The organism is Afipia massiliensis, assembly GCF_014203115.1.
Lineage (GTDB): Bacteria > Pseudomonadota > Alphaproteobacteria > Rhizobiales > Xanthobacteraceae > Afipia > Afipia massiliensis.
This window is the reverse complement of the sequence record NZ_JACHIJ010000009.1, coordinates 24,091-37,560: the sequence shown is the minus strand read 5'-3', so window position 1 is coordinate 37,560 and position 13,470 is coordinate 24,091. Positions and strand designations below refer to the sequence as shown.

The window sequence follows — 13,470 nt, the reverse complement described above, 5'->3', positions numbered from 1 at the left end:
GCTACACCGGCTGAAGGGCGCGGCGCGGTCCCTCTGGCAGGACGATCCGGATGGTGTCGCCCGGCCGGACGTCGCCGTCGGCCAGAACCACGCTCATGACCCCGGCTTTGCGGATCAGGTTGCCGTCGGCGTCCTTGTCCAGCGTTGCGGCCATCAGGCCCTGCTGGAAGCGGTCGATCTGGATGCAGGGATTGCGCAGCCCGGTGACTTCGACCAGGGCGGTCTCGCCGAGATGCAGCCGCGTGCCAGTCGGCAGTGTCAGCAGGTTGATGCCGCGGGTGGTGACGTTCTCGCCCATCTCGCCGGGCCGGACGATGAAGTTTTTCGGGGCCAGTTCGTCAAACAGCTCTTCGTGGATCAGATGCACCTGACGCAGGTTCGGCTGGGTCGGATCCCTTGCGACACGCGAGCGGTGTTTCACCGTCTCGCCCATGTGCGCGTCACCGTCGACGCCGAGCCCCCTCAGCAGGCGAATGCTCAGGCTGTTGGTCTTGCGGAAGTGGTGGCCTTTGCGCAGGCTCACCGCGGTGACGATGCCCATCGGTTCAGGAAGCTCCTTTGATAGTGGGCATGATTTTATCCGAAAACCGGAATCCACTTTTCGGAATCATGCACCAAAGACCCGCTTGAAGATCGTATCGACGTGCTTGAAGTGATACGCGAGATCAAATTGTTCCTCGATCTCCTTGTCCGACAGATATTTCTTCACGTCGGCGTCCTTCTTCAGAAGTGACTGGAAGTCGCCTTCGCCGCGCCAGACTGGCATCGCGTTGCGCTGCACGAGCTTGTAGGCGTCCTCGCGCGATGCGCCTTTTTGCGTCAGCGCGATCAGCAGCCGCTGCGAGTGGACGAGGCCACCGAGGCGGTCGAGGTTCTTCTGCATGTTAGCCGGATAGACCAGCAGCTTTTCGATCACGCCGGCGAGACGATTGAGCGCGAAGTCGAGGGTCACGGTTGCATCCGGGCCCATCATGCGCTCGGCGGAGGAGTGCGAGATGTCGCGCTCGTGCCAGAGCACGACGTTTTCCAGCGCGGGCGTCACGTAAGCGCGCACCATGCGGGAGAGGCCGGTGAGGTTTTCCGTCAGCACCGGATTGCGCTTGTGCGGCATCGCCGACGAGCCCTTCTGGCCTTCGGAGAAGAATTCCTCGGCTTCCAGCACTTCGGTGCGCTGCATGTGGCGGATTTCAGTGGCAAGACGTTCCACCGACGAGGCGACGACGCCCAATGTCGCGAAGAACATCGCATGGCGGTCGCGCGGGATCACCTGCGTCGAGATCGGTTCGACCGCGAGGCCCATGGCCTTGGCAACATGTTCTTCGACGCGCGGATCGATCTGCGCGAAGGTCCCGACTGCGCCGGAGATGGCGCAGGTCGCGATCTCCTTGCGCGCCAGAACAAGACGTTCGCGGGCGCGAGTAAATTCAGCGTAGGCGTAGGCGAGCTTCAGCCCGAACGTCACCGGCTCGGCGTGGATGCCGTGCGAGCGGCCGATGGTCGGCGTCATCTTGTGCTCGAAGGCACGGGTCTTGAGCGCGGCCAGCACCTTGTCGACGTCGGCGATCAGGATATCGGCGGCACGCGAAAGCTGCACGTTGAGGCAGGTGTCGAGCACGTCCGACGAGGTCATGCCCTGATGCACGAAGCGGGCTTCCGGGCCGACGATCTCGGCCAGATGCGTCAGGAAGGCGATGACGTCGTGTTTGGTCTCGCGTTCGATCTCGTCGATGCGCTCGACGTTGAAGGTCGCGTCCTTGGCCTTCGCCCAGATGGTTTTGGCGGCGTCCTTCGGGATGGTGCCGAGTTCGGCGAGCGCGTCGGCTGCATGTGCCTCGATCTCGAACCAGATCTTGAAACGCGTCTGCGGCTCCCAAATGGAGACCATTTCGGGGCGGGAATAACGGGGGATCATCGCGAACTCTTGGGCTTGGGGGATTACGCCGCGCTTTAGCAGATCGCTTCCGGCGAGGCCACCCTTGAGCCGCGATTCTGGCAGGAAATCGAGGCTTTTCAGGCCTAAATCGCTTCGCCGCGCGCGGAGACGGCCGCGTTGCGGATCGCCGAGATATTCGCCCTGTAGCTGTCCATCGTGCCGCCCTTGAACACGGCCGATCCGGCGACCAGAGCGTTCGCGCCGGCGGCCGCGACCTTGGCAGCGTTGTCTGCCGTGACGCCGCCATCGACTTCGATATCGATCGGCCGTCCGGCACACATCGCGCGAACCTGCGAAATCTTTTCCAGCACGGAGGGGATGAACGACTGGCCGCCGAAGCCGGGATTGACCGACATCACCAGCACGAGATCGACCATGTCGATGACGTACTCGATGGCACTCGCGGAAGTTCCGGGATTGAGCGACACACCGGCCTTCTTGCCCAGCGCGCGGATCGCCTGCAGCGAGCGATGCAGATGCGGCCCGGCTTCGGCGTGGACCGTGATGTAGTCGCAACCGGCCTTGGCGAAAGCTTCGAGATAGGGATCGCACGGCGCGATCATCAAATGCGCATCGAATATCTTCTTGGAATGCGGGCGCATCGCCTTGATGACATCGGGGCCGTAGGAAATGTTCGGCACGAAATGGCCGTCCATCACGTCGAGATGGATCCAGTCGGCGCCCGCCTGATCGACGGAGCGGACTTCCTCGCCGAGCTTCGAGAAATCCGACGCCAGAATCGATGGCGCGATAATCAGCGGGCGGGGTGCAAGGGGCTGTGACATGGCGGCTTCCGGTGCTTCCCTTGGCGTATTCTGGACGGCTGGTTTCGCCTAACACGCCGCCCGGGCGCGGGCAATGTGAGGCGGGCGGCGTACACAGGAACAGCACGGATTCGGCGGCAAATCCTGCCGTCACGGCAGAAATTGCCGTGCTGGAAGCACCGTCCGGACGGTGGAAATGACCGTATTTATTGGGTTTCTCGTAGCGGCACGGCAATTGCTGGATACTACTCGGGATGATCTGAGCCGCGTGTCACCGGCTTTGGGGAGTATCGCGATGTTCTTTGCCGCAGGTGCCGTTGGAGCCGCCGCTATTGGCGCACTGGATTTGCTGTCCTCGCTGACGCCCAACAAGGCTGCTGCGGCCAAGACCGGCGTCAAGCAGACGAATTCCCTCTTCGATTTGATCGGGTCGAACACCAGCACATCGAGCGTGTCGTCCTCATCCTCGGCAAGTCCGACGCGGGCCGGAGCCTTGTCACCGTCGACATTCAACGCGCTGCTGTCGGCGCAGGATGCCAACGGCAAAGCCAATCCCTCGGAGGCGTTGAAGCGTCTGTTCACGCAGATCGACGGCAACGGCGACGGCAAGATCACCAGCGCTGAATTCGAGGACAAGCTCGGCGCGGGCGGCACCAATATCGCGGCCGCGAATAATGTTTTCAACAGGATGGATACCAACGGCGACGGCTCCGTCAGTCTCGATGAAATGGCAACGGCGCTCAAAGGCAAGGGTGGCGGTCTTCATGCACATCAGGCCGGTGGTGGCGCCGACGCGCTGAAGGAGGCTCTGCAAGGCGCGTCGAGCACGACGACGACAAACAGCGGCGGCTCGATCTCGACCACGCTGACATATGCCGACGGATCGAAGATCACGCTGAGCCAGCCCGCGTCATCGACCACGTCGACCGGCGCTTCCACGCAATACAATCTCGTCGAGAAAATGATGCAGCGTCAGACGGACGCACTTGCCGCATCTGCGAAGCAATCGGTTTCGGTCAGGGTCTGATGTAACCGGGATTAGCCTGCGGGCTGAATCGGGTCAGCATGTCCAGCGCTGACCGTTACTTCCCAAACCTATCTTTCCACGACGGCAGCGCGCCGGCGAAAGGCAGTGCCTTCGCTTCATAGACACCGCGCGCAATGGCGCGCGCGATGACGTTAGCCGCGACCGCGCCAAGTTCAGTGAGCCCGAAAAGTGGATCAACTGGTTTTTCGCCGGTCGCTGCTGCGAACACGATGTCACCGTCGAGCGGCGCGTGTACCGGATAGATCGCGCGGGCGAAACCGGTCTGTGCGATCATCGCAAGGCGCTTGACCTGCGGCTTGGTGAGGAAGGCGTCGGTGACGACGATGGCCAGCGTGGTGTTCTCGATCGCCGTCGCGGCGGGCCCGCCCTTGAGCCGCATCGCCAGCATGTCCGGCGTAAAGGATGGCGGCAGGCCACGACCGCCGAACTCGCCGTTTTGTTCGAAGGGCGCGGCCCAGAACCATGGCCCGTCGCCGACGTTGACGCTGCCGACCGCATTGACGGAAGCGATGGCTGCAACCCGCACGCCGTTGGTCATCACCGCGGACGCGGAGCCAAGTCCGCCTTTGAAGTTGGCGGTGGTCGCGCCGAATCCCGCGCCGACGCTGCCGAGTGCAAACGGGTCATCGGTTGCTGCCGCCGCCGCTGCATAGCCAAGATCGCGATAGGGCGGGAAGCGGCCCCATGCCTTGTCGCCGCCGTTCAGCATGTCGAACATCACGGCACCCGGGACAATCGGGATCAGCGCGTCGCCAACGGCAAAGCCGCGTCCCTGTTCGGCGAGCCACGCCTGTACGCCGCCGCCCGCTTCCAGCCCGAAAGCCGAGCCTCCGGAAAGCGCGATCGCATCGATGCCCTCGACTGTGTTGACCGGTTCGAGCAATGCGCCGTCCCGGATTCCAGGGCCACCGCCACGCACATCGGCGGAGGTGACAGTGGCCTTGTCGAAGATCACCGCGGTCACGCCGGATGCGATCGTCGCGTCATGGGCGTGGCCGACCCGGACGCCGGGAATGTCGGTCAGCAGGTTCTTCATAACTCTCACCTTTTTATGATCACGCTCGATCACAACACGCGGAAGGACAGGCGCGGAGCTTGCATAGCATATGGGCGACAGTGCAATAAGCGGCATGATTCAAGACGTTTCCATCCCCGCAGCGCTTGCCGCCGGCGTCATCAGCTTTCTCTCGCCCTGCGTGTTGCCGCTGGTCCCGCCATATCTGATCTATCTCACCGGCGCGACCATCGAGCATGTGGCCAATGACGAGAAGCCGCAGGTCTCAAAGCGCGCCGTGATGCTGTCGGCGCTGGTTTTCGTGCTGGGATTCTCGACCGTATTCGTGGCGCTCGGCGCCAGCGCCAGCCTGATCGGCGGCTGGATCCGCGCCTGGTCCGCGCAGTTGTCCATCGTCGCTGGCATCGCGATCATCCTGATGGGGCTGCATTTCCTTGGCCTCACGCGCATCGGCTTTTTGATGCGCGAAGGACGCCTGCCAATCCCCAAGCCCGTCGGGCTGTGGGGCGCCTATGTGATGGGGCTGGCCTTCGCGTTCGGCTGGACACCGTGCATCGGGCCGATCCTGGCCGCAATTCTGTCGGTCGCGGCGTCAGAGACAACGGTCACGAAGGGAGCAGGGCTGCTCGCGGTCTATTCCGCCGGTCTCGGCATTCCGTTCCTGATCGCGGCGTTCATGGTCGAGCGATTTTCATCGGTGCTCGCGCGCATGAAAAAGCACCTCGCTACGGTCGAGCGTGCGATGGGCGTCCTGATGATTCTCGTGGGGATCGGGTTTCTGACCGGCGCGGTTACGGACGTGAGCATCTGGCTGCTGGAGACGTTCCCGGCGCTACAGAATTTTGGCTGATCAGCGCATAAAGAAAATGGCCGGGACAAGCCCGGCCATGACGTTGCTTTAAGGATGCAGGAACGCGTTACGATCCCTTGTTGATCTCGGCGTAGTTGCCCTTGGCGTCCCAGCGATAGACGACATAGTCGATCACCTTGATGTCGCCCTTGGCGTCGAAAGAAAGCTTGCCAAGCACGGTATCCCATTCAGCGCCCTTGATGGCTTCCATCACCTTCTTGGAGTCGGTGCTTTTGACCTTCGCGGCGGCCTGCGACCAGACCTGGAACGCGGCATAGGTGTAAAGCGTATAACCCTCGGGATCGATGCCCTTCGCCTTGAACTTGTCGACGATGGCCTTCGCGGTCGGCTTGTTGCGCGGATCGGGACCGAAGGTGAACAGGGTGCCTTCCGCGGCCGCGCCCGTGATCGAGGCGAACTCCTTGTCGTTCAGAGCGTCGCCCGCCATCAGAAGCGTCTTCATGCCCTGATCGCGCATTTGGCGCAGGATCAGTCCTGATTCCTGATGGTAGCCACCGACATAGACCAGATCGATGTTCTCGCGCTTCAGCCGCGAGACGATGGAGTTAAAATCCTTGTCGCCCTTGTTGTAGGACTCGAACAGTTTCTCCTTCACGCCGCCGGCGTTCAGCGCCTTCTTGGTCTCGTCCGCGAGGCCTTTGCCGTAGGTCGTTTTGTCGTTCAGGATGGCGATATTCTTGCCGGCGAACGCCTTGATAATGTACTGCGCGGCGACAAGGCCTTGCTGGTCGTCACGGCCGCAGACGCGCAGCACGTTCCACAGCTTGCGTTCCGTGAAGACCGGATTTGTCGATGCCGGCGTGATCTGCAACACGTTGCCTTCGGCGTAGGCTTCCGAGGCCGGGATCGACGACGACGAGCAGAAATGGCCCGCGACGAACGGGACCTTGGAGCTTGCGAACTTTTCGGCAACTGAGCGGGCCTGCTTTGGGTCGCAGGCGTCGTCACCGACCTGGAGCGCGAGCTTCTTGCCATTGACGCCGCCCGCGGCGTTGATGTCGGCAACAGCCAGGTCCGCGCCGTTCTTCATCTGACGGCCGAACGCGGATTCGCCGCCCGTCATTGGACCGGCGACTGCGACGGGAATGTCTTGCGCAAACGCAGCAGTCGACAGTGCAATCGACGCGCCGAGTGCGAGGCCAAGGATATGGGTTGGTTTCATAGGGTAATCCTCATGCAGGTCTCGAATGGCGCGGCCAGACGGCCCGCCGGACAAACAGATCCCGGATATTGTCCGCTGATTTTACCGCCAAGTCATCGGCAATTTTGGGCCGCGCTCAGGCCTTGGCTGGCGCATCTTGCCGCAGCCGCCAGCCGAGGGGGCCGCTTGGTTCGTACAGCCAGTAATACTGTCGGACCATCTGCTGCGCCCGGGTGCGCTGAAAAGACAGGCAGGCGGCTGCGATCAGGATAACGGTTTCGGCCACATAGGCTTGCGGCTGCAACAGGGTCTCATTGAACAGCGCGAAGTGCACGAATCGCACGGCCATCCCCAGCGGGACCATCGAGATGGCAGCGATCCAGATGCTCCGCCAGGTCAGCGCAATGGCGCGGCCGGCCAGCAACGCACAGCCGCCGCCGAGCACCAGGGTAACGAACAGAACCTGAAAAATGGATTCGTTGGAATAGAAGGCCATCAATGACGCCCTCCCTCAAGATAAGCTGCGCGGATCTCCGGCCGGGCGAGGAGTTCGTCACCGGTTCCGCTGAGCGTGATAAGGCCATTGACCATCACATAGCCGCGGTGCGCCAGCTTCAAGGCGTGGTTGGCGTTCTGTTCGACGATCAGGACGGTGAGGCCATCCTGCCGGTTGAGCGTGCGGACGGCATCGAAGATTTGCCGCGCGATCAGGGGCGCGAGGCCAAGCGATGGTTCGTCCAGCATCAACAGGCGGGGGCGGCTCATCAGCGCGCGTCCGATCGCTAGCATCTGCTGTTCGCCGCCGGACAGCGTGCCGCCGCGTTGCGCGATGCGTTCCTTGAGGCGCGGAAACAGCGTGAAAACGCGTTCCAGATCTTCGTTGCGCTCGGCTTCGGTGCTCTCACCGGCGACGTCCGCGCCCATGCGCAGGTTTTCCGCGACCGACATGCGCGGGAAAATGCGTCGTCCTTCGGGTGACTGTGCGATGCGCAGCCGCGCGACATGATGGGTCGGTTCGTTCGTGATGTCCCGGCCATCGAAGGTGATGACCCCGGCGCGGGCGCGGGGGCGCCCGAACACCGACATCATCAGCGTGGACTTGCCGGCGCCGTTGGAGCCGATCAGCGCGACGATTTCGCCCGGGTTGATGTCGAGATCGACACCTTTCAAGGCTTCGATATTGCCATAGGCGGCCACAAGGCCGCGAATAGAGAGGAGGGGCGCTGCGCTCACGTGCCGCCCTCCATCACTTCGATCGCGGTTTGCTCGTCCGCGCCGAGATAGGCGGCGATGACCTTCGGGTCGTTGCGGATTTCCTGTGGCGTGCCCGCCGCGATCTTCACGCCATGGTCGAGCACGAAGATGCAGTCGGAGATTTCCATCACCACCGACATATCGTGTTCGATCAGCAGCACCGACGTGCCGTGATCTTTGCGGATTGCCAGCAGCAACTGGCTCAGTTCATCGCTTTCCCTTGCGTTCAATCCGGCGGCGGGTTCGTCGAGGCACAGCAGTACCGGTTCAGAACACATCGCGCGCGCGATCTCGAGCCTGCGCTGATCGCCGTAGGGCAGGTTGCCCGCTGCGTCATCGGCGCGCGACGTGAGGCCGATACGGTCGAGCCAATAGCGTGAGCGCTCGATGGCATTCTTTTCCGCGCGGCGGAAACCGGGTGCGCCGATCAGGCCGAGAAATGTGTAGCCCGACGCGAGCATCAGCGGATTGTGCTGCGCCACCATCAGGTTTTCCAGCGCGGTCATGCCCGCGAACAGCCGGATATTCTGGAACGTGCGCGCGACCTTCGCGACCTTTGAGATGCGATAGTCGAACAATCGCTCCAGAAGAAATTCGCGGCGATCCTCATGAATGAGGCGCATCATGCCGGTGGTCGGCTTGTAGAAGCCGGTGATGCAGTTGAATACGGTGGTCTTGCCCGCGCCATTGGGACCGATCAGCGCGGTGATGTCACCGCGCTTCGCCGTGAACGACAGATCGTTGACCGCAACGATGCCGCCGAAGCGCATCGACAGATGATCGACGTCGAGAATATCGTCGCTGGTATTGTTCGTCGTCATCCGTGGCCTTCCTTGGCCACTGCGGATGAAATCTCGGAGGGCTCCAGAAATACCGATGGCGCGCGGTGACCGATCAGGCCGCGCGGCCGCCAGATCATCAACAGCACCATCGCTGAACCAAACACCAGCATGCGGAATTGTTCCAGACCGCGGAACAACTCGAACCCGCCGATCATTGCAAGGGCTGCGAGCGCAACGCCAAGCTGTGAGCCCATGCCGCCGAGCACGACGATCGCGAGCACGAGCGCGGATTCATGGAACGTGAAGGACTCGGGGCTGATGAAGCCCTGACGGGTGGCGAAGAATGCACCGGCAAAGCCGCCGAACATCGCGCCGGTCGCAAACGCCGTCAGCTTCGTCGTGGTGGTGTTGATGCCAAGCGAGCGGCAGGCGACTTCGTCCTCGCGCAACGCTTCCCATGCGCGGCCAATCGGCAGACGCCGCAGGCGGATGGTGACCCAGTTCGTCAGCAGCGCGAGTGCGAGGATCAGATAGAACAGGAAGACCACGCGATGCGTGGTGGAGAACTCGATGCCGAGCCGGGCGGCGAGCCCGTCGTCAGTGTTGGTGAGCGGAATGCCGAAGAATGACGGCCGCGGAATGCCGGTGATGCCGTTCGGGCCGCCGGTGACGTACTGCCAGTTGAGCAGAATGAGCCGGATGATTTCGCCGAAGGCCAGGGTCACGATGGCAAGGTAGTCGCCGCGCAATCGCAGCACGGGAAAGCCGAGCAAGACGCCCCAGAATGCGGCGAGAATTCCGGCCAGCGGCAGGCAAACCCAGAACGACAGGTCGAAGGTCGTCGCCAGGAGGGCGTAGGAATAGGCGCCGACCGCATAGAATGCGACGTAACCGAGGTCTAACAGGCCGGCGAGACCGACGACGATGTTCAGTCCCCATCCCAGCATGACGTAAGTCAAAACGAGGATGCCGAGATCGAGAATGTAGCGTTGGTCGTAGAAAATCACCGGAACCAGCGCCGCAAAGACGAGAAGCGCGGGGGCGAAAAAGCGACGCAGGGTCGCGATCGTGCCGTTGGCCGACTCGGGAATAAACGAAACTCCCTTCGACGGTCCGATCCATTGCCGTAACAGTTCGACAATGATGCTTCCGAAAAACACCGCGGCAACGATCGCGGCGAGATCACCGAATCGCGTCCAGTAGATCAACTGGCCTTCCGGTCCGGCTTCGGTCCGGACGCCGATCATGAGTGAAAACAGAACCAGCGCCACAAGGGCGCTGATGAATGATTTCTTGAGAATGAAGGCGACCCCGTGTGGGGCCGCGGCGGCTTTTGGCGCACGAATGGCGGGATCGGTGGAGCGCGCCACGCTGCCTCTCAGACTTTTTCGACTTCCGGACGGCCCAGCAGACCGGTCGGAAGAAAAATAAGGACGACGATGAGAATCGAGAACGCCGCAACGTCCTTGTATTCGGAGGTGAAGTAGGCGGCCCAGAAGGTCTCGATCAGGCCGATCAGAAGTCCGCCCAGCATCGCGCCGGGGAGGGAGCCGATGCCGCCGAGCACGGCGGCGGTGAACGCCTTGATGCCGGCGACGAAGCCCATGAAGAAATCGACCACGCCGTAATAGAGCAGGTACATCATGCCCGCGACGGCGGCGAGCGCGGCACCGATCACGAACGTCATCGAGATGGTGCGGTCGACGTCCACGCCGAGCAGCGAGGCCATGGTCTGGTCCTGCTCGCAGGCGCGCATGTCGCGGCCGAGCCGTGTGCGCGCCACAAGCCATGAGAAGACCGCAAGCAGGATAATCGTGGTGATGACGACGATGATCTGGATGTTCGACAGCCGCACCACGAAGCCGTCGTTTTCGAACAGCGTATGACCGCCCGTGATCACCGGCGGCACGGGCTTGACGCGCGCGCCCTGCGACACCTGCGCGTAGTTGGTCAGGACAAACGACATGCCTATGGCGGACAGCATCGGCGCCAGGCGGAACGATTGCCGCAGCGGACGGTAGGCGATCCGTTCGACGGTCCAGCCGTAAAGCGCCGTGATCGCCATCGCAACCAACAGCACCAGAAGCAGGATGACGGGAACGGTGGTGAGGCCGATCGAGACCAGGATGAGAAAGGTGATGAGGGCGATGAAGCCGCCGATCATGAAGATGTCGCCGTGAGCGAAATTGATCATGCCCACGATGCCGTACACCATCGTGTAACCGATCGCGATCAGGCCATAGATTGAGCCGAGCACTAATCCGTTGATGAGCTGCTGGGCAAAATAATCCATGGGCTGCCGTGTTTGAGCAAAGCGATCGACACGTCGAAGGCTCCGGCAGCCGGATCGTCGCGTCGTCCCATTTTCTAACAGCGGGGACTGAGGGCGGCAACCGTACTGGGTGCGGCTTCCGGTCGTCATCCACCCAACATTTCGCTGCCGCGAAACGGTGCCGGAACTGGGGTTCCTTCGCAACCGATGGAGATGCCGTCGGTTGGCTCCATGTTCAACAATGGAGGTGCCAACATGGGCAATCGGAACAATCCGAACCAGAACCCGGGCCAGCAGAGCCAGAACCCGGGCCAGAAGTCAGCAGCAGGGCGGCGGGCAGAAGCCCGGCCAGCAGCAGGTTCAAGCCGGAAGCCCGACCAGCAGGATCAGCAGAGCCAGAAGGGCGGACACTAGTTTGCAGGATGAGCTTGGTTCCCGGTTAGGGACCTGAGCCATCCGATAGAAGAGGGTATCCCGCCGGAAGGCGGGACTTTTCTTTGGGGCGCGCCGATCCGCTCTGGTTGTCCACAGCTCCGGCCGCACCGTTAAGGTTAAGGAATGGTTTAAATTGCCGCTTGCGTTTGAGCGGAGTTAGCTCCGCCGATGCGGCGCCCGACGGCGCGGCTTTGGCCGGAGCATGACATCGAAGCCTTGGTTTCGGACGCCATGTTCCTCAAGTCAGGGGCAGGCGGCATGTCGAAGGATTGGCGGATCAGTACGATCAACGGCGTGCTTCTGGCGTGCTACTTCATTCCGTCGTGGACCATTTCGGCGATGAAGATCTGGATCTCGCCGATCCGCGGCTTCTATGACCGCACCAATATCGCTGCTGCGATGTATGTCAGTGATTATCTCAGCCTTTCCGCGATGGGCACCATCCGTCTCGCGTGGATGATTGCACTCTGCAAGATCACGGTCGCTGCATTCTTCCTCGTCTTCCTGCTGTTGGTCATCCGTGCTGCGATCCGCAACAAGGGCGGAGCCGACGAGGCGCTTGCTTTCGCGTTGGGAGTTGGGGCGTTCATCAGCATGGCAAGCCTGATAGCCGCCTCGAAGGTCGGGGAACTGGCGGCGTTGCGCCTTCACGCCAGCGAGTCCCTGCTGCTGATCGGCGCCGCGATCCTGTTGATCATCGACACCGATCCTGTGGAGGAGCGGAAAAACGGGGCGTCGGTGCAGGCCGCGCCGAATTACGACTACTTGTCGAGTAGCCCCAATTCCTGAACCACGCTGGCGGCTTCCTTGACCGCATGGTTGGCGGCGGGGACGCCGCAATAGATCGCCTGCTGCAGCAGAATTTCCTTGATGTCGTCCGGCGTGAATCCGCCTTCGCTCAAGGCAGCGCGAACATGCAGGCGAAATTCATCCCATTGTCCGAGCGCCACCATGGTGCCGATCACAAGGACACGGCGCGTCCGCTCGTCGAAATGCGGACGCGTCCAGATCTCACCCCACGCATAGCGCGTGATGAGATCGAGGAAGTCGGCGTTGAATGAGTTCCTGCTCGCCGCGGACTTGTCGACCCATGCGTTGCCGAGCACCTTGCGTCGTTGGGCGGTTCCTTGATCGCGGCGTTGATCGTCGTCCATGAGATGTTCTCAGCGCTGGGTCAGGAAGCCAACCACGGCTTCGGTGAAGTTGTGCGACTGCTCGATGTTGGAGATATGGGCCGCATCGAGCAGGGTCATGCTCGCATTCGGAATGTGGCTGCGGATAAAGACACTGGCTTCAACCGGCGTCGCCATATCGTGGCGGCCCGCGATCACCAGCGTCGGCGTCTTGATCTGCGGAAGCAGGTCGCGTTGATCGAGCCGGCTCAGGGCCTCGCAGCAGGCGACATAGCCCTGCACCGGTGTGGCCATCAGCATCGCCTTCATGCGCGCCGCGATCTGCGGTTCGCGATCACGATAATCCTCGGTCAGCCACGCCGCGATCACCGCGTCGGCGATTGCCGCGATGCCACCATCGCTGACAGCCTTGATGCGGTTCAGCCAGTTGGTGGGATCGGGATAATAGCAAGATGTATTCGCGAGGATCATCCTGTCGATGCGCTCCGGCGCGTTCGCTCCCAGCCACTGGCCGACCATGCCGCCCATCGATAGTCCGCACCAGTGCACCCGCTCGATGTTGAGGTCGTCAAGGATCGCCAGCACGTCCTTGCCAAAACGCTCCATCGAATAGGGCCCAGCCGGAACGCCGGATTTTCCGTGGCCGCGCCGGTCATAGCGGACGACGCGATAGAGCTTCGTCAGCGCCGCCATTTGCGGCTCCCACATCTGCATCGTCGCGCCGAGCGAATTCGACAGCATGATCGTCGGTCCGCCGTCGCGCCCCTCCACCGAAACATTGAGCAGGCATCCGTCGGCGTCGATCATAGGCATATGTATTCT

At 62.1% G+C, this 13,470-nt stretch carries 16 protein-coding genes; 4 read left to right on the top strand and 12 right to left on the bottom strand.

Going from position 1 to position 13,470, the window contains the following annotated elements; genetic code table 11:
* Position 1 precedes the first annotated feature (1 nt).
* The 3 genes from HNQ36_RS23895 to rpe form a co-directional block, all read right to left on the bottom strand.
* Complete coding sequence (locus HNQ36_RS23895) at positions 2-541, bottom strand: MOSC domain-containing protein (RefSeq protein ID WP_184089904.1); 540 nt, start codon at positions 539-541, stop codon at positions 2-4.
* 66 nt (positions 542-607) lie between these two features.
* A complete protein-coding gene (gene purB / locus HNQ36_RS23890; protein WP_184089901.1) occupies positions 608-1,912 on the bottom strand; it encodes an adenylosuccinate lyase in 1,305 nt (434 codons plus the stop codon).
* A gap of 104 nt (positions 1,913-2,016) precedes the next feature.
* Positions 2,017-2,718 (bottom strand): ribulose-phosphate 3-epimerase, encoded by a 702-nt coding sequence (rpe, locus tag HNQ36_RS23885; RefSeq protein WP_184089899.1) that lies wholly within the window; start codon positions 2,716-2,718, stop codon positions 2,017-2,019.
* A 274-nt stretch (positions 2,719-2,992) separates the two neighbouring features.
* On the opposite strand from rpe, the gene HNQ36_RS23880 reads away from it, so the two are divergent.
* Positions 2,993-3,724, top strand: a complete 732-nt coding sequence (locus HNQ36_RS23880; protein ID WP_184090061.1) for an EF-hand domain-containing protein — start codon at positions 2,993-2,995, stop codon at positions 3,722-3,724.
* A gap of 55 nt (positions 3,725-3,779) precedes the next feature.
* Here the strand turns inward: HNQ36_RS23880 and HNQ36_RS23875 are convergent, their stop codons facing one another.
* Positions 3,780-4,781 carry a P1 family peptidase gene (locus HNQ36_RS23875; protein ID WP_184089896.1) on the bottom strand — a complete coding sequence of 334 codons (1,002 nt, stop codon included), beginning with the start codon at positions 4,779-4,781 and terminating at the stop codon, positions 3,780-3,782.
* 94 nt (positions 4,782-4,875) lie between these two features.
* Between HNQ36_RS23875 and HNQ36_RS23870 the strand changes: the two genes are divergently transcribed.
* Entirely contained in the window at positions 4,876-5,610 is a 735-nt protein-coding gene (locus tag HNQ36_RS23870; RefSeq protein ID WP_046826967.1) for a cytochrome c biogenesis CcdA family protein, read from the top strand.
* Positions 5,611-5,677: 67 nt separating this feature from the next.
* Here the strand turns inward: HNQ36_RS23870 and HNQ36_RS23865 are convergent, their stop codons facing one another.
* The 6 genes from HNQ36_RS23865 to HNQ36_RS23840 form a co-directional block, all read right to left on the bottom strand.
* On the bottom strand, positions 5,678-6,793 hold the full coding sequence (locus HNQ36_RS23865) for a branched-chain amino acid ABC transporter substrate-binding protein (protein WP_184089893.1): 1,116 nt from the start codon (positions 6,791-6,793) through the stop codon (positions 5,678-5,680).
* A 115-nt stretch (positions 6,794-6,908) separates the two neighbouring features.
* A complete protein-coding gene (locus tag HNQ36_RS23860; protein ID WP_184090058.1) occupies positions 6,909-7,268 on the bottom strand; it encodes a DUF6867 family protein in 360 nt (119 codons plus the stop codon).
* Positions 7,268-8,005, bottom strand: a complete 738-nt coding sequence (locus tag HNQ36_RS23855; protein WP_184089890.1) for an ATP-binding cassette domain-containing protein — start codon at positions 8,003-8,005, stop codon at positions 7,268-7,270. The genes HNQ36_RS23860 and HNQ36_RS23855 overlap by 1 nt, the downstream gene beginning before the upstream one ends.
* Positions 8,002-8,847, bottom strand: coding sequence for an ABC transporter ATP-binding protein (locus tag HNQ36_RS23850; protein ID WP_184089887.1), 846 nt, complete (start codon positions 8,845-8,847; stop codon positions 8,002-8,004). The genes HNQ36_RS23855 and HNQ36_RS23850 overlap by 4 nt, the downstream gene beginning before the upstream one ends.
* Positions 8,844-10,178, bottom strand: coding sequence for a high-affinity branched-chain amino acid ABC transporter permease LivM (gene livM / locus HNQ36_RS23845; RefSeq protein ID WP_184089884.1), 1,335 nt, complete (start codon positions 10,176-10,178; stop codon positions 8,844-8,846). Before livM ends, HNQ36_RS23850 begins: the two co-directional genes overlap by 4 nt.
* A gap of 8 nt (positions 10,179-10,186) precedes the next feature.
* Positions 10,187-11,101, bottom strand: a complete 915-nt coding sequence (locus HNQ36_RS23840; protein WP_046826961.1) for an ABC transporter permease subunit — start codon at positions 11,099-11,101, stop codon at positions 10,187-10,189.
* A 234-nt stretch (positions 11,102-11,335) separates the two neighbouring features.
* On the opposite strand from HNQ36_RS23840, the gene HNQ36_RS23835 reads away from it, so the two are divergent.
* Positions 11,336-11,494 (top strand): hypothetical protein, encoded by a 159-nt coding sequence (locus tag HNQ36_RS23835; protein ID WP_184090096.1) that lies wholly within the window; start codon positions 11,336-11,338, stop codon positions 11,492-11,494.
* 279 nt (positions 11,495-11,773) lie between these two features.
* Positions 11,774-12,304 (top strand): hypothetical protein, encoded by a 531-nt coding sequence (locus HNQ36_RS23830; RefSeq protein ID WP_184090055.1) that lies wholly within the window; start codon positions 11,774-11,776, stop codon positions 12,302-12,304.
* Here HNQ36_RS23830 and HNQ36_RS23825 read toward each other — a convergent pair.
* Together HNQ36_RS23825 and pcaD are read right to left on the bottom strand one after the other, a co-directional pair.
* Positions 12,277-12,669, bottom strand: coding sequence for a carboxymuconolactone decarboxylase family protein (locus HNQ36_RS23825; RefSeq protein WP_184089880.1), 393 nt, complete (start codon positions 12,667-12,669; stop codon positions 12,277-12,279). The genes HNQ36_RS23830 and HNQ36_RS23825 overlap by 28 nt on opposite strands.
* Positions 12,670-12,678: 9 nt before the next feature.
* Entirely contained in the window at positions 12,679-13,461 is a 783-nt protein-coding gene (gene pcaD / locus HNQ36_RS23820) for a 3-oxoadipate enol-lactonase (RefSeq protein ID WP_184089877.1), read from the bottom strand.
* Positions 13,462-13,470: the final 9 nt, after the last annotated feature.